The 16,297-nt window shown below is 30.3% G+C and carries 15 protein-coding genes and 2 tRNA genes; 8 read left to right on the forward strand and 9 right to left on the reverse strand.

Translation table 11 applies throughout. From position 1 onward, the window contains the following. The 6 genes from LOS89_RS10680 to LOS89_RS10705 form a co-directional block, all read right to left on the reverse strand. On the reverse strand, positions 1–561 hold the full coding sequence (locus LOS89_RS10680; protein ID WP_231837068.1) for a phosphatase PAP2 family protein: 561 nt from the start codon (positions 559–561) through the stop codon (positions 1–3). Next, on the reverse strand, positions 561–908 hold the full coding sequence (locus tag LOS89_RS10685; protein ID WP_231835237.1) for a twin-arginine translocase TatA/TatE family subunit: 348 nt from the start codon (positions 906–908) through the stop codon (positions 561–563). The genes LOS89_RS10680 and LOS89_RS10685 overlap by 1 nt, the downstream gene beginning before the upstream one ends. Before the next feature lie 100 nt (positions 909–1,008). Next, entirely contained in the window at positions 1,009–3,285 is a 2,277-nt protein-coding gene (locus tag LOS89_RS10690) for a M1 family metallopeptidase (protein WP_231835238.1), read from the reverse strand. A gap of 15 nt (positions 3,286–3,300) precedes the next feature. Further along, a complete protein-coding gene (locus LOS89_RS10695) occupies positions 3,301–3,807 on the reverse strand; it encodes a DUF6702 family protein (protein ID WP_231835239.1) in 507 nt (168 codons plus the stop codon). Positions 3,808–3,823: 16 nt separating this feature from the next. Further along, complete coding sequence (locus tag LOS89_RS10700; RefSeq protein WP_231835240.1) at positions 3,824–4,657, reverse strand: BamP family beta-assembly machinery protein; 834 nt, start codon at positions 4,655–4,657, stop codon at positions 3,824–3,826. Then, on the reverse strand, positions 4,647–5,423 hold the full coding sequence (locus LOS89_RS10705; RefSeq protein ID WP_231835241.1) for a carboxypeptidase-like regulatory domain-containing protein: 777 nt from the start codon (positions 5,421–5,423) through the stop codon (positions 4,647–4,649). Before LOS89_RS10705 ends, LOS89_RS10700 begins: the two co-directional genes overlap by 11 nt. 113 nt (positions 5,424–5,536) lie before the next feature. On the opposite strand from LOS89_RS10705, the gene pepE reads away from it, so the two are divergent. Beyond that, a complete protein-coding gene (pepE, locus tag LOS89_RS10710) occupies positions 5,537–6,244 on the forward strand; it encodes a dipeptidase PepE (RefSeq protein ID WP_231835242.1) in 708 nt (235 codons plus the stop codon). A 36-nt stretch (positions 6,245–6,280) separates the two neighbouring features. Here the strand turns inward: pepE and LOS89_RS10715 are convergent. Next, positions 6,281–6,353, reverse strand: a tRNA-Gly gene (locus tag LOS89_RS10715). Between the two features lie 34 nt (positions 6,354–6,387). Then, positions 6,388–6,460, reverse strand: a tRNA-Gly gene (locus tag LOS89_RS10720). Between the two features lie 156 nt (positions 6,461–6,616). On the opposite strand from LOS89_RS10720, the gene LOS89_RS10725 reads away from it, so the two are divergent. Then, positions 6,617–7,060, forward strand: a complete 444-nt coding sequence (locus LOS89_RS10725) for a GNAT family N-acetyltransferase (protein WP_231835243.1) — start codon at positions 6,617–6,619, stop codon at positions 7,058–7,060. A gap of 42 nt (positions 7,061–7,102) precedes the next feature. Further along, positions 7,103–8,692, forward strand: coding sequence for a L,D-transpeptidase family protein (locus LOS89_RS10730; protein ID WP_231835244.1), 1,590 nt, complete (start codon positions 7,103–7,105; stop codon positions 8,690–8,692). Between the two features lie 51 nt (positions 8,693–8,743). Here LOS89_RS10730 and LOS89_RS10735 read toward each other — a convergent pair whose 3' ends face one another. Next, positions 8,744–9,475 carry a murein L,D-transpeptidase catalytic domain family protein gene (locus LOS89_RS10735; protein ID WP_231835245.1) on the reverse strand — a complete coding sequence of 244 codons (732 nt, stop codon included), beginning with the start codon at positions 9,473–9,475 and terminating at the stop codon, positions 8,744–8,746. Between the two features lie 190 nt (positions 9,476–9,665). Here LOS89_RS10735 and LOS89_RS10740 point away from each other — a divergent pair, with 190 nt between their 5' ends. The 5 genes from LOS89_RS10740 (at position 9,666) to LOS89_RS10760 (ending at position 16,294) form a co-directional block, all read left to right on the forward strand. Beyond that, positions 9,666–12,074 carry a DUF5916 domain-containing protein gene (locus LOS89_RS10740; RefSeq protein ID WP_231835246.1) on the forward strand — a complete coding sequence of 803 codons (2,409 nt, stop codon included), beginning with the start codon at positions 9,666–9,668 and terminating at the stop codon, positions 12,072–12,074. 83 nt (positions 12,075–12,157) lie between these two features. Beyond that, the gene (gpmI, locus tag LOS89_RS10745) at positions 12,158–13,675 is read left to right on the forward strand and encodes a 2,3-bisphosphoglycerate-independent phosphoglycerate mutase (RefSeq protein ID WP_231835247.1); all 1,518 of its coding nucleotides are present in this window, start codon (positions 12,158–12,160) and stop codon (positions 13,673–13,675) included. Then, complete coding sequence (locus LOS89_RS10750) at positions 13,675–13,860, forward strand: hypothetical protein (RefSeq protein ID WP_231835248.1); 186 nt, start codon at positions 13,675–13,677, stop codon at positions 13,858–13,860. The genes gpmI and LOS89_RS10750 overlap by 1 nt, the downstream gene beginning before the upstream one ends. 113 nt (positions 13,861–13,973) lie before the next feature. Then, positions 13,974–14,645, forward strand: a complete 672-nt coding sequence (locus LOS89_RS10755; RefSeq protein ID WP_231835249.1) for a TetR/AcrR family transcriptional regulator — start codon at positions 13,974–13,976, stop codon at positions 14,643–14,645. Continuing rightward, positions 14,642–16,294, forward strand: a complete 1,653-nt coding sequence (locus tag LOS89_RS10760; protein ID WP_231835250.1) for a peptidase domain-containing ABC transporter — start codon at positions 14,642–14,644, stop codon at positions 16,292–16,294. The genes LOS89_RS10755 and LOS89_RS10760 overlap by 4 nt, the downstream gene beginning before the upstream one ends. The last annotated feature ends 3 nt before the right edge of the window (positions 16,295–16,297 follow it).

The raw sequence follows: 16,297 nt of genomic DNA on the forward strand, positions 1-16,297 counted from the left end.
TTAAAAATTATATTTTTTACCTAAAATCAAATACAATTTATAGAATCCAAAACCAAAAATTCCTCCAACAAGATAACCCGCTAAAATATCTCCAGGATAGTGCAATCCTAAGTAAATTCTACTGTAAGCAAAAATTAGAGGGAATAAAAACAACAAATAGGTATGTTTGTAATATTTTCGAATAATTAAAACTATAAAAGTTGTTGAAGCCATTGAATTTGCAGCATGACCAGAGAAAAAACTGAATGATTTTCTAGTGATAACTTCACGCATTAAACCATCAAATTCGGGATTGTTACAAGGTCGTAAACGTTCGAATGAATATTTAAATAAATTCGTAATTTGGTCGGTAAAAGTTAACAATACTGCTAAAAAAAGGATAATAATTCCCAAACCTTTCCAACCTAATTTCTTTTGAATTAAATAAAAAACTCCAACAAAAAGAGGCGACCAATAGATTTGTTTGGTGATAATTTTCCAAAAATCATCAAAAGGCTCAGAACCCAATCCATTTAAAAAAAGGAATAATTCTTTATCTAAGTTTATTAAGTGCTCCAAAATTACATTTGTCTTTTTATAGGTCCGGTAATATTTTCAATATCTTCTTTTACTTGTTCTATAGGATTTTGAACATCTAAATTAATATTTTCCATAGGATTTACCATTTTAGCAATCCCTTCTTTAGCTTTTGCTATTTCTTCAGAAACTCCACCAGTTAAAGTATTCATATCCAATCCAGCTTCTTGAGTTCCTTTTTGAATTTCGCTTTTGATTTCGTTAGTGGCGTTTTTTAACTGAGCCATTCCTTTACCTAAAGCACGAGCAATATCTGGAATCTTATCTGATCCAAATAACATTAAAACAACTAAAATGATGAAAAACAATTCACCTCCTCCAATTCCAAACATTGTGTATTTTTGAAAATTAACTTCGCAAAGTTACAAAGTTTTACACCTACTTTATCTTAAAGTAATCAAAAAAAAGACTATCCGAAGATAGTCTTAATTCTTATTTTTTATCTAATGTATCAAATTTTGATACTGTTTCCGCTTTAGGCCAATAATTGTTTTCAACATCAACATCGGCTGTTTCTAATTTTGGGTCGATTTGAATTTTCACCACTTTTTTCTCCGTTGCGAAAACTCTCTTAGCGGTATCATTGTTCTTTCTCCAAATTTGCGCTGGGAATTTTTGAATCTCACTAGTTCCGTCTTCAAATTGAAGCTCTACGATAATTGGCATGATTAATCCTCCTGGTTTTTCAAACTCTACTTCATAGAAATATTTAGGAGATTTTAAAGCATTCTTATCTTCAGCTGTATAATTTTTATTTACATAGTCAGAAAGTGCTTGAACACTATTAATATCCATTGCTTTTTTCAATTCAGGTTTAAAATCAGGAGCATCTTCTGCAACTAAATAAAGCATTGGTTCACCATCACTAATTTTTCTACCTCTTCTATTGAATAATGCTTGTGTTTCTTTTGTAGCTTCTGTAGAAACAAAATATTGCTTAACTGATTTTACTCCGATATCTGTAAAGTCTGTTGAATAGAACCAACCTCTCCAAAACCAATCTAAATCTACTGCAGAAGCATCTTCCATAGTTCTAAAGAAATCTTCTGGTGTTGGGTGTTTGAATTTCCAACGATTCGCATATGTTTTGAATGCATGATCAAATAATTCATGACCCATGATAGTTTCTCTCAAGATATTTAAACCTGTTGCTGGTTTTCCATAAGCATTAGCTCCAAAGTTGTAAATATTTTCAGAATTTGACATAATAGGCTCTAAATATTTTTGATTTCCTTTCATGTAAGGTACAATATTTTTAGCTGGACCTCTAGATGCAGGGAAATTTGGATCGAAAGAAGTTTCAGTTAAGTATTCTAAGAATGTATTTAAACCTTCATCCATCCAAGACCATTGTCTTTCATCTGAATTTACAATCATTGGAAAGAAGTTGTGTCCCACTTCGTGAATAATAACACCTAACATTCCATATTTAATTCTATCACTCACAAAACCTTTTTCATCAGGGCGACCGTAGTTCCAACAAATCATTGGATATTCCATTCCTTGATCTTCTGCAGAAACTGAAACTGCTTTTGGATAAGGATAATCAAATGTAAAATGAGAATACGTTTTTAAAGTATGTGCTACCGCTTTTGTAGATAAATCACCCCAAAGTGGATTTGCTTCTTTTGGATAAATTGAAATTGCTAATGGTTTGTTAGTTGGCAAATCTACTGCCATAGCATCAATTATAAATTTTCTTGAAGTTGAGAAACCAAAATCACGAACGTTTTGTGCTTTAAATTTCCATGTTTTCTTTTTATCAGAAAAGCTACTTTCTTTAGCAATTGCTTCTTCTTGGGTAACAATTACTACTGGCTTATCAAAAGTTTTCTCTGCTAATTCCCATCTTTTTACTTGTTCTGCGGTAAAAACTTCGCTTCTGTTTTGTAACACTCCTGTTCCTTCCATAACGTGGTCAGCAGGAACTGTAATATTTACTTCGTAATCACCGAAAGCTAAAGCAAACTCACCTCTACCCCAGAATTGCATGTTTTGCCATCCTTCTACATCATTGTAAACAGCCATTCTTGGAAAAAACTGTGCCATTACATACAAACGGTTTCCATCAGGAAATTGCTCATATCCAGAACGACCATTATTGGCTTGTTCCATGTAATTTACAATATTGTACCACCATTTGATTGAGAACGAAACTTTTTCGCCATTTTTCAATGGTTTAGGCAAATCGATACGCATCATGGTTTGATTGATGGTATATTTCATTGGATTTCCTTTAGCATCTTTAACATATTCGATATTAAAACCACCTTGAAAAGGGCTTCCCATATATTTTTTTGTAAAACCACTTGTTGAAATGGCCTTATCCATATTTTGACTTTCTATTAATGGTGTTTTAGAATCAGGTCTTTCGATATTTTGATCTAATTGTACCCATAAATATTCTAACGATTCTTTAGCGTTGTTGTGATAAGTGATTGTTTCAGAACCATAAAGCTTTTTATTCTTGTCATCTAATTCGATGTTCATTTTATAATCGGCTTTTTGCTGATAGTATTCAGGTCCTGGAGCACCAGAAGCTGTTCTGAACATATTAGGAGTTGCCATTTCATCATACATTTGACGGAATTTATTCTCGTTATAATGTCCCGATTCGCGCTTTTTATCTTCCGTTTTAGCATCTTGAGCAACAGCTCCATTAGCAAAAATTAAGGTTAAAAAAGCACCAAATAAAATTGACTTGTTCATAATATTTAGTTTCTTTTAATAGTCTATTTTTTGTTGCGTATCACTATTAGTAAACAAAAGACTGTTTTTGTTACTATTTATATTCAAATGAACAATATTTTGTTGTTCACTATAAATATCTGTTAGCAGTGAATTAAAGATTTCTAAGGTATTTATTTTTTTTGATATAGCAATTTTAGAGTAAAAAATTAACACATCGCCTTCTACTTCTCTTGCCAAAAATTCAACATCTTGTGGCTTTTTATTGATTGAAATTTTAATATTTTCTTTTAAATAATTTTTAATTAAAGTTTCAGCCTCTGGCAATTCTCTTTTAGATGTTAAATAAACTTTTTTCTTGTATTTTTTCTCCAATGCCTTTTCTAAGTCATCAATAAAAATTCTTGTAGTTATCTCAATACGTTTCTTTTTTGGAACATAATCAATTTGAGAAACTGAAACGTAAAATTTATGCCATGCAAAAGCACTTAAAAACGTTAGCAAAATTATTGGCAAAAAAAATCGGGATAACTTCTTGTTCATTCGGTAAAAATAGTAATTAATCTTTTTTATTTTCAGATTTAAATTCTTTTGCTTTTTTGGTTAAGTACTCAATTAATTGAAGTTCATTTTCAGCCTTCAAAAACAATGACAAGTCTTTTGGCGGTAATTCAGCAAATTGTAAAAATAATGGAATTTCTTCGTGTTTAATTTTTAATGTTTCGACAAAAAAGTTATGTGAAAAGCGTTCAAACATATGATCTGAAAAAGATTTAGCTTGAATGTCTCGTTGTCTTCTTTCTTCAAAAACTTGTTCTGAGTGTTTTTTAGAATTTTTATTTTTAACAAATAAACTTACTAATCCAGCACCTATTGCTAGAAAATTAAAATTCGAACCATTTGGTACAAAATGACTTGGCATAGCTGTATTTACAGGAGTTCCAGTTCTAACGTCATCTTCATAATATTTAACAGCCTTTGCATCAATTTTAGTAAAACCATCACCATATACTTGAATTCGTCTTATATCTTCTTCAACAATACCAGTTAACGTATAAGGTGTAATTTCTACTTCATTTAATTCTGTAACACGAACTTGTAATCTAATTTCCAATTCTTCTAACCAAAAATCTTTATCTGTTAAAACGTATTTTTTTGAATCAACAGAAAGTCCTTGAATAAAAAGCGTATCAGTTGCTCTTGCCTTAATTGAAAATTTACCATCAACATTTGTAACAGCACCAACATTTGAAGTAATATTAAAAACTGTCAAATTTTCAACTTCTATAGAATCAGAAGCAATTCGACCTTTCAAAATTTTTCTTTCAATATGCTGGCCAAACATCATTTGAAGTGCTAAAAAAAACACCAAAAACAAGTAGTTATTTTTCATCTTTAGGAGTATTAGAAAGTTCTGATTCTTTTAATTTTAAATATTCAGTTGCTAATTCAGATAAGATAAAAGTAGCCATGGTTTTATTTTTATCTTTCATGGCATTTACAAATTTTTCATTCTCTACAATGTAAAACAGAAAACCATCTACAAATTCATCTGGAATTTTTAAAGTCTCAACAAAATATTTTCTTTCAAAATAATCCGAAGTTTTGGCTTGCAATAATTCTTTTCGTTCTACTACTAACTCTTTTTTTAGCATGGCCGTTCTTCCGCTTATAGAGTTAATCAATCCATCAACACTCATCCCTCCAAGAGGAATTAACAAAGGACTATACCATTTAAAATCTCCAGCCGCAGCTAATTTACGTTCGGCTGGTGTATAGGTTTTTTGATTAGCAGGAACAATTCCTAATGAAACAGCATTGATGTTTTTGTAATGAATTATTGCAACTTCGTCCAATTCATTAATTAATGATTCCATAGGAATAAACAAAAGTTGTTTAGCCAAATCATTTTCTTTGATAACGTATCGAGTTGCTTTTAAATTAACCGCACTAAACTGCAAAGTATCTGAAATCTTTGCTTTTATTTGAAAGTAACCTCTAGAATCAGTCACAGCCCCTTTGTTTTCAGTTAAATTAATAACATGAATATCTTCTAACAGGTTAGATTCCGAAACTATTTTACCTTTTATAATAGTATCATTTTGAGAAAAACCTAAAACTGGAAAAATTAAAAAAAAGAAGAATAATTTTTTTATCATGTATATATAATTACTGTAATGTAAATTTACTCCTTTCTCCTCAAAATGAAATCCTAACAAGATGATAAACTTATGTTAATTCAAATTAATAAATTTGTAAAAAAATCCATTAGATGAAAAATGTTATTATTGCGAGTACCTCAACATTACATGGAGGAGCCTATTTAGATTATTTATTACCTGAATTACAATCCTTTTTTCAGAATGTAAAAGAATTGCTTTTTATTCCCTACGCAAGACCAAGCGGCATTTCACATTATGATTACACTAAAAAAGTCAGCGAAGCATTTGCTAAAATTAATATTACAGTAAAAGGAATTCATGAATTTGAAAATCCAACAGAAGCAGTAGAAAATGCTCAAGGAATTTTCACTGGGGGCGGAAATACTTTTTTATTAGTTAGTCAATTATACAAAAACAATGTTATAGACTCTTTAGAAAAAGTGGTAAAAAACGGAACTCCGTACTTAGGAACCAGTGCTGGTAGTAATATTTGTGGTTTAACCATGAGTACGACTAACGATATGCCAATTGTATATCCGCCAAGCTTTAGAACTTTAGGATTTGTTTCGTTTAATATTAATCCACATTATTTAGATCCAATTGAAGGTTCTACTCACATGGGAGAAACAAGAGAAACTCGAATTAATGAATTTCATCATTTTAATCCACAACCTGTTGTAGGATTACGAGAAGGGAGTTGGTTAGCTGTAAAAGGAGATTCAATTAAATTGAAAGGAAATTTAACTGCTCGAATTTTCAAGAAAAATGAAGTTCCATTTGAAGTAGCTCCTGAAACAGAATTAAACGAATTGAAGTAAAATAAAAAAGCCTTGCAAATGCAAGGCTTTTTGTTGAGCGGAAGACGAGGCTCGAACTCGCGACAACCAGCTTGGAAGGCTGGAGCTCTACCAACTGAGCTACTTCCGCAGGTGATAATTTTTAAAACTTTATCTTGTTTTTGAGCGGAAGACGAGGCTCGAACTCGCGACAACCAGCTTGGAAGGCTGGAGCTCTACCAACTGAGCTACTTCCGCATTACAAAAGCGTTTACTTTTGTGGGTGCAAATATACTTTAAAAGTTTTTTTAATTGCAAATTTTTTTGCATATTTTTTTCAAAGCAATTGCAGTAAATTTACCCTAAAATCAACTACATTACTTAAAATATTAACTTTTAACAAGTTACACAATAATGAAAATTAAAAAAATAGAAGCAAAAGAAACTTATCCTGTACGAAACGAAGTTTTAAGAAAAGGAAAACCAATAGAAACTTGTTATTTTAAAGGTGATGAAAATTTAGACACCTCTCATTTTGGTTTATACTTAGAAAACAGTCTCATCGGAATCATATCTATTTTTAAAGAAAGAAATCCATTATTTTCAGAAGAACCACAATTTCAAATAAGAGGAATGGCCGTTTTGGATAACTATCAAGGAAAAGGATATGGAGCGCTATTAGTAAAAGCCGCAGAAGACTACTGTTTAGATTTGAATACAGAATTAATTTGGTTTAATGCTAGAGAAAGTGCTATTCCTTTTTACAAAAAACTAAATTATACAATTATTGGAGATTCTTTTGAAATTCCAGATGTTGGCATTCATTTTGTGATGTATAAGAAAATACAGAAAAAATAATTGAATATTTCTTCTTATATTTATGTCGCAATTGCAACTTTTATGAAAAAAATTTTACTTCTACTTATTATATTCTCTACAATTTCTTGTAAAAAAGAAACCGAACCAATTGCCTTTGATAATAGCATTATTAAAGATACTGTTTTAAATATTATCATCCGACCTGTACATCCTGATTTACTTTCTGAAAAATCCGACAGCGTAAAATTGTATTACAAAAAGTTCAACTTTCATGAGATTTGGTATTTGGATGAAAACAGAAAAGATTTAATAAATGAAATCAAATTTTGTTATCAAGAAGGATTAAATCCTAAGGATTATGAAATTGAGATTATTGAAGATTTAGAAAGCAAAAGAGATAAACTTAAAGATGATGAAATTGTCAAATACGACATTTTATTGACCGAAACTTTTGACAAACTTGCCAATCATTTACATAAAGGAAAACTAAACCCTAAAGAACTTTATAAAGATTGGGATTTACAACCAAAAGAAATTGCACTTTCTCCTATTCTTGAAACTTCAATAAAGGAAAAAACCATTGCATCTTCTTTTAAAGAATTGAAACCTAATCATATTGTTTATCACTTATTAAAACAAAGTCTTTTAGAAATTGACAAATTCCCAAATGTTCCTTTTGAAAAAATCACTACTAAAAATAAAATCGAATTAAACGATACTTTACCTGAAATGGTAAAAATTAAGAAACGATTAGCTTATTGGAAAGACTATAAAAACAAAGACAGCATAATTACTTGGGCTTACGATTCAATTACTTTTAAAGCAGTTAAACGTTTTCAAGCGCGTCATGGATTAGCTCAAGATGGCGTTATTGGAATTGGCACCTTGAGAGCATTAAACACCACCAAAAGCGAACGTATAGAACAAATTTTTGCCAATTTAGAACGCTGGAGATGGTATCCTTTTGATTTAGGTGAAAAATATTTAATAGCTAATATTCCAGATTATATGTTACAGTATGTAATAAAAAATGATACTGTGGCATCACATCGAATTGTTGTAGGAACACCAAAAAGAAAAACACCAATTTTGAGTTCAAAATTATCCAATTTTGTTTTCAACCCAACATGGACCATTCCTCCCACAATTATCAAAGAAGATTTAACGCCTTCTGCATCTAAAAACAGAAATTATTTTCCATCGCGTCAATTGACTATTTATAACAGTCAAGGGCAAGAAGTAAGTCCATACGATTGGAATCCGGCAAAAGCGAATAATTACAAATATGTTCAAAAACCAGGTTATAACAATTCGTTAGGTTTGGTAAAATTCAATTTCGCAAATCGTCATTCGGTTTATTTGCACGATACAAACCATCGCGATTATTTTGTAAAAACATATCGCTCATTGAGTTCTGGGTGCGTAAGAGTTGAAAATCCTTTGGTTTTAACCAAACAAATTTTAACGGAAATCAATCCAGAAAAATGGAGCAAAGGCGAAATTGATTCAATTTTAAAACTGGAGAAAACAAAAACAGTATCTGTAAAAGATACTGTAAATGTTTATTTATTTTATTGGACGAGTTGGATGGAAAATGGCAAACTTCAATTTAGAGATGACATTTACGAACTCGATAAAGATTTATTTCAAAAATTAAGAACTCACGATTAAGCAAATCAAACAAATAAAAGTGATTACATAAATGTCAAATTAGAATAACATTTATGAAACTAATTTAGATTGAGCCACATAACTTCTAGAAGGGTGGTAAATAAAAATGCAAGATTTACCTTTTATTGTTTGAATTAATTCTTTGTGAACTTCATAAGGAACAGCTGGACAACCTTGACTTCTTCCTAATCTTCCGTTGTTTTTGATAAACAACTTACTTACATAGTCAGCACCATGAACCACAACTGCTCTGTTTCTTGCATTATCATTAATTCCATATTCCATTCCGTCTAAACGTAAAGACAAACCATGTTTTCCGTTGTAAACTTCACCTGTTAAATAGAAACCTAAACTACTTTTGAATGATTCGTTTTGGTTAGAAAAATCATTTGCGTATTCTAAACCAGAATTTTTTCCGTGAGCAACTAAAGTTTTTAAGATAACTTTTTGCGATTTCATATCTATTACCCACATTCTCTCCTCTGTAGAAGACAAACTAAAATCTACAATAGTTAATACTTCGTTTTCAATTTTACCCTGTTGTTTTAATTGCTCATATCCTTCAAAAGCAGCTAAAAAACTTTCAAATTTTGGTAAAGAAAAACCATTAGCATCAATTAGCGTATAGAACGATTTACTTTTAGCCTCAAAACTCGCTTTAGCATTTGCTGCGATTAATTTAGGATCAGTATTCTCTACTTTAGCACTTGTATTCTCTGCAGTATTTAAAGGTTTAAACGAAAAAATGCAAAATAAAATAAGGGGCAAAAATTTGTAAATCATTGTTAATCTTGTAGTTGCATCATTATTGTAATGCGCCAAATATATTTATTATTTTTAAACCTGCAAACTTTTTTATGCATTTTGTCGAAAATTTTAACCTTTCGTCGATAATTCGCACAAAAGTTAAACATTACATAAAAAAAGTAGACAAATATTATAAATCGATAATTTTGCTTTTTAAAAAATTCACATGAGAAACAAATTCAGTATCACACTCTTATTTCTTTTTACAGGTGTACTTATTTCTTTTGCACATACAAAAAAAACGATTTCAACCTTTAAAATAAATGAAGCCATCTCAATTGATGCTGAATTAAATGAAACTTCTTGGGCAAAAGCTGAAGTAGCGACTGACTTTGTTTCTTTAGAACCAAAAAATGGAACACCAATACCTGAAGAATTTAGAACCGAAGCAAAAGTATTGTACTCAAACGATGCTGTATATATAGGTGTAAAACTATACGACCCAAATCCTGAAAAGATTTTAAAAGAACTTGTTGAACGAGATGATTTAGGAACATCAGACTTTTTTGGTGTTTTTATCAATGGTTATAACGATGGTCAACAAGAATTTCGTTTTTTCGTAACAGCTGCAAATGGACAACTAGACACCAACTTCACATCAACAGATGGCGAAGACGGTTCATGGAATGCCATTTGGGAAAGCAATGCTAAAATAACCGATTTTGGTTGGGTTATTGAAATGAAAATTCCTTATGCTGCTTTGCGTTTTCCAGAACAAGAAAAACAAATTTGGGGAATTAATTTCTTTAGAGAAGTTAGACGAGAAAGACAAAAATACACTTGGAGTCCAATTGACAATAAAATAGGTGCTATTTCGCAACAAGCTGGACTTTTAACTGGTATAGAAAATATTAAAACTCCTACCCGCTTGTTTTTAATTCCTTATTCTTCTTTTTATCTTTCTGGAAGTGATACTCAAAAGACGAAAGGCGAATTAAAAGGCGGATTAGACATCAAGTATGGAATTAACGATGCATTTACTCTTGACGCTATTTTAGTTCCTGATTTTGGCCAAACCAAATTTGATAATGTGGTTTTAAACTTAGGTCCATTTGAACAACAATTCAATGAAAACAGACCTTTCTTTACTGAAGGAACCGATATGTTTAGCAAAGGAAATCTTTTGTATTCGAGAAGAATTGGACAAACTCCAGATTTAAATTTAAATATTAACGAAAATGAATCGGTAGAAAGTCCAGGAGCAATCAACTTAGTTAATGCCTTGAAAATTTCTGGTCGTGACAAAGATGGATTAGGAATAGGTTTTTTGAATGCCATTACTGAAAAAACAATGGCAACAGCAACAAATTCTGTTGATAATTCTACTCGACAAGTAGAAATTTCTCCATTGACAAATTATAATGTAATGGTTTTTGACCAACGTTTTAATCAAAATTCTTCTGTAACTTTCATTAATACAAATGTTACAAGAAACGGAAGTTTCAGAGATGCAAACGTAACAGGTTTGCTATTTGACCTAAACAACAAAACTAACAAATACAATCTTTCTGGTGGATTAAAGTCGAGCAGTATTAGTGATGTAGAAAATAAAAATGGTTATAATGCTTCGTTATATTTTGCAGAAACAAACGGAAAATTCAGATATAGTGTTGGAAGCGAATACATGTCAAAAGATTTTGAAATCAACGATTTAGGAATAAATTTCAGAACAAATTACTATTCCTTTTCTGGAAATACAAACTATCGCATCTTAAATCCAACCAAAACTTTCAACACTTTTAGAATTAACCTAAATTCTTACTTTGAATTTTACACGCCAACAAACCAAATTCAATCGAGTAATTTTAATGTTAACTTAAATTCTACAAATAAGAAAAATCATTTTTTTGGTGGAGGAATCAACTTTAATCCTTTTAAAAATTACGATTATTATGAGCCTCGTGTAGCGGATAGATTTTTTGTAAATCCTACAAATGTTGGTGGTTGGTTTTATTTTTCTTCTAATTATAACAACAAATTCGCAATTGATTTTGAACCTTTCATAACACATGTAATTAACGAAAACAGATACGAAGCAGGAGTAAATATTAGTCCAAGATACCGTTTTAGCGATAAGTTTTCATTAGTTTATAGTTTCAACTATTTCAAACAGCAAAATGATATTGGTTTTATTGATTTTGAAGATTCAAACATTATTTTCGCTAGAAGAAATAGAGATACTTATACTAATTCATTATCTAGCAAGTTTTCTATTAGTAGTGTAATGAATTTTAATTTATCGGTAAGACATTATTGGTCGCTAGCAGAAAACAATAAAATCAACAATCTAAATGAAGATGGAAGTTTGTCAACAAACTCAACATATTTAGGCAACAGAAATTCAAACTTTAGTACTTGGAATTTAGACTTATCTTACTCTTGGTGGTTTGCTCCAGGAAGTCAAATGTCCGTTTTGTATCGTAACAATGCTTCTACATTTGATAGAACAATTAATAAAGATTTTGGTTCAAATTTTTCTAATTTGTTCGATGATAATTTAAATCACATCTTTTCGATTAGTGTTCGCTATTTCATTGATTATAACCAAGCTAAAAATTGGATTAGTAAAGGATAAACTACTTAATCGTTTTCGCAATTTTACGCCCTCATTTATCACAACAAATTAGCAATTGTTTATCTTTGTACAAACACGCAAAAATGAACAAAAAAGTAATTTTAATGATTTTAGACGGTTGGGGAAAATCTCCTGACCCAAAAGTTTCTGCAATTGATAATGCAAATACTCCTTTTATAGATAGTTTATATACAAAATATCCAAACGCACAATTAAGAACCGATGGTTTAAATGTTGGTTTACCAGAAGGTCAAATGGGAAATTCTGAAGTTGGCCACATGAACTTAGGTGCTGGAAGAATTGTGTATCAAGATTTAGCTAAATTGAATTTAGCTGTTGAAAACAAAACAATGAGTCAAGAAAAACCATTAATGGGAGCTTTTGACTATGCTAAAAAAAATAACAAAGCAGTACATTTTTTAGGATTAGTTTCTGATGGTGGTGTTCACTCACACACTTCTCATTTAAGAGGTTTAATCGATGTTGCTCAAGAAAATGGCGTTCAAAAAATGTTTGTTCATGCTTTTACAGATGGTCGTGATGTTGATCCAAAATCAGGAGCAAAATACATTGCCGATTTAGAAAGTTATTTACAAAACACCAATGCTAAATTAGCTTCAATCATAGGACGTTATTATGCAATGGATCGAGATAAACGTTGGGAAAGAGTAAAACTTGCCTATGATCTAGTTGTAAATGCAGAAGGAACTCATTCAAAGAATGCCGTTGCAAGTATTGAAGAAAGCTATGCAAAAGACGTTACTGACGAATTTATCCAACCAATTGTAATGGTTGACGACAACAACAATCCTATTTCAAAAATTAAGGATGAAGATGTTGTAATTTTCTTCAATTTTAGAACTGATAGAGGAAGAGAATTGACTGAAGTTTTATCTCAAAAAGACTTTCATGAATTCAACATGCACAAATTGAATTTATATTATGTTACAATGACAAATTATGATGAAACATATGAAAATGTTCATGTAATTTATGATAAAGATAATGTAACTGAAACTTTAGGAGAAGTTCTTGAAAAAGCAAATAAAAAGCAAATTCGTATAGCCGAAACAGAAAAATATCCGCATGTTACCTTTTTCTTTTCTGGCGGAAGAGAAGAACCTTTTGTAGGTGAATCTCGCATACTAAAAAATTCACCAAAAGTGGCCACTTACGATTTACAACCTGAAATGAGTGCTTACGAATTAAAAGATGCACTTGTAACTGAATTGAAAAAAGGGGAAGTTGACTTTGTTTGTTTAAATTTTGCAAACGGAGATATGGTTGGACACACTGGTGTTATGTCGGCTGCAATTAAAGCTTGTGAAGCAGTTGATTTTTGTGTAAAAGAAGTTGTTGAAACAGCTTTAGATAATGACTATACAACAATTATAATTGCCGATCACGGAAACTGCGAAACCATGATTAACCCAGATGGTTCTCCAAATACAGCACATACAACAAACCCTGTTCCTATTATTTTAGTTGATAAAGAATTAAAAAATATTCAAAATGGAGTTTTAGGAGATATTGCACCTACCATTTTAGATTTAATGGGAATTGAAAAACCTGCTGTTATGACTTGTAACTCGCTTTTATAATGAAAAGAATATTAGCCATTACAATTGTATTTACAGCTCTTAGTTGTTCTACAACCTTTAAAGGATCAAACGGAGAAGACGGTAAGCCAGGAGAAGACGGAAAACCCGGAACGACTAATAATCAAAAAGGTGAAGATGGAAAAGATGGTGAAGATGGAAAATCTACCTCCTTGTTTAAAAAATAATTAAAAGAGTCCCGATTTAGTCGGGATTTTTTTTGGAACAAATCTAAAGTAAAAGTTAAACTTTTATATATTAATAGTATTACTATTATATTTGCAATAATAAATATTGCATTATGAGTAATTTTCTTTCTAATATTAAAATAACAGTAAACCAAAAACTGTATTTAAAAGACCCTGAAACTTCAGAACTTGGTCGTAATATTTTAAAAAATAGCATTTTATTAATTGACGAAATTGGATTTGAAGCTTTCACTTTTAAAAAATTAGGAGAAAGAATTCAATCGAATGAAAGTTCTATTTATCGATATTTTGAAAACAAACACAAGCTTTTAGTTTATTTAACTTCTTGGTATTGGTCTTGGATAGAATATCGTATGGCATTTGCAACCACAAATGTTTCCAATCCAATTGAAAAATTAGAAAAGGCTATCAAATTAGTCACTGAAAATGTTGTTGATGACAATGCCACTCCACATATTAATGAAGAAGTTTTAAACAGAATCATTGTGGAAGAATTTACTAAAACATTAATGACGAAAGAAGTTGACAACGAAAACAAAGAAGGTTTCTTCTTAGTTTACAAAAGAGTCATTAATCAAATAACAACCATAATTCAAGAAGTTAACCCACAATATCCGTATGCAAAAAGTTTAGCTTCTAGCATTGTAGAAGGTTCTTTACATCAACATTTCTTGAAAAATCATTTAAAAACGATAACCAATTTATCTGAAAAAGAATGCGCAGTGGATTTCTATACAGATATGGCTAAAAAAATACTACTATGACACCATTAAAAAGATTTAAAAACCTTATTCTAATCGACAAACAAGATATTTATCAAATATTCTTGTATTCCATCATCGCTGGATTAATCAGTTTGTCTTTACCATTAGGAATTCAATCCATTATCAATTTTATACAAGCCGGAAAAGTAAGCACTTCTTGGATTGTATTGGTAATCATAGTTGTATTAGGTGTAGCTTTTGTAGGTTTATTAAGAATCATGCAATTTAGAATTACCGAAAACTTACAACAAAAGATATTTGTTCGTTCTTCATTTGAATTTGCCTATCGTTTCCCAAAAATTAAATTTAACGAATTACACAGTCAATATCCTCCAGAATTAGCCAATCGCTTTTTTGATACTCTAACTGTACAAAAAGGATTTACTAAATTGTTATTAGATATTTCGGGAGCAGCTTTGCAAATATTTTTTGGAATTATATTGCTATCCTTATATCATTCCTTCTTTATATTCTTCGGAATTGTATTACTTCTTTTGTTGTATTTAATCTTTAAAATGAATTTCAATAGCGGATTAGAAACAAGTTTAAAAGAATCAAAATACAAATATAAAGTCGCACATTGGTTACAAGAAATAGCTAGAAATCACTTAAGTTTTAAAAGTAATTCTATTTTCAACTTTTCACTTCATAAGAATGACAAATTGGTAAATGAATATTTAAAACAAAGAGAAAGTCATTTTCAAGTTTTATTAAAACAATTTATTCAGCTTACTGGATTTAAAATTATAATCACGGCAGGTTTATTGATTATTGGTGGACTTTTAGTTATTAACCAACAAATGAATATTGGACAATTTGTTGCAGCTGAAATTGTTATCTTAAGTATTATCACAGCGGTTGAAAAATTGTTTTCAGGATTAGAATTGTTTTATGACGTTTTAACTTCCTTAGAAAAATTGGGTTCTGTAGTGGATTTAGAATTGGAAGAAGATATTGAAAATTCAAACTACTTGGTCGATAAAAACAAAATTGTTATTGAAACTGAAAATGTTTCGTTTATCTATCCAAAAGCTGATAAAGAAATTTTGAAAAATGTAAGCTTAAGCATACAACCAAAACAACATACACTTATTCTAGGCGAAAATGGATCAGGAAAAACGACTTTAATACGATTGTTAGCTCGTTTAATTGAACCTACATCAGGAAGTATTTTCATAAACAACACAAATTATAAAAAATACTCATCAGACGAATATCGTTCAAAAATAGGGATAATTACAGCTCATGAAATGCCTTTTGAAGGAACTATTTTAGAAAACATTACATGTAATAACCCTGAAGTAAAAATGGAAACGGTTTTTGAATTGGTAGAAAAACTAAAGCTAACAGAAATTATAAAATCGTTACCAAAAGGATTAGATACGCGAATTTCTTCTGAAGGAAAACAAATTAACTCTTCAACTATTCAGAAAATTGTTTTGGCAAGATGTATCATCAATCAACCTAAATTATTGTTTTTAGAAAATCCTTTAGACAAATCAGACGAACAAAGTTGTAGAGAAATTTTAGATTATTTAATAGACGAAAAACATCCTTGGACAATAATTGTAAGTAGTAAAAACAGTTATTGGAAACAAATTTGTAAACAAACTATTCTTTTAGACAAAGGAGAATTAAAATCTTTATAAGAC

This window comes from Flavobacterium channae (assembly GCF_021172165.1).
GTDB lineage: Bacteria > Bacteroidota > Bacteroidia > Flavobacteriales > Flavobacteriaceae > Flavobacterium > Flavobacterium channae.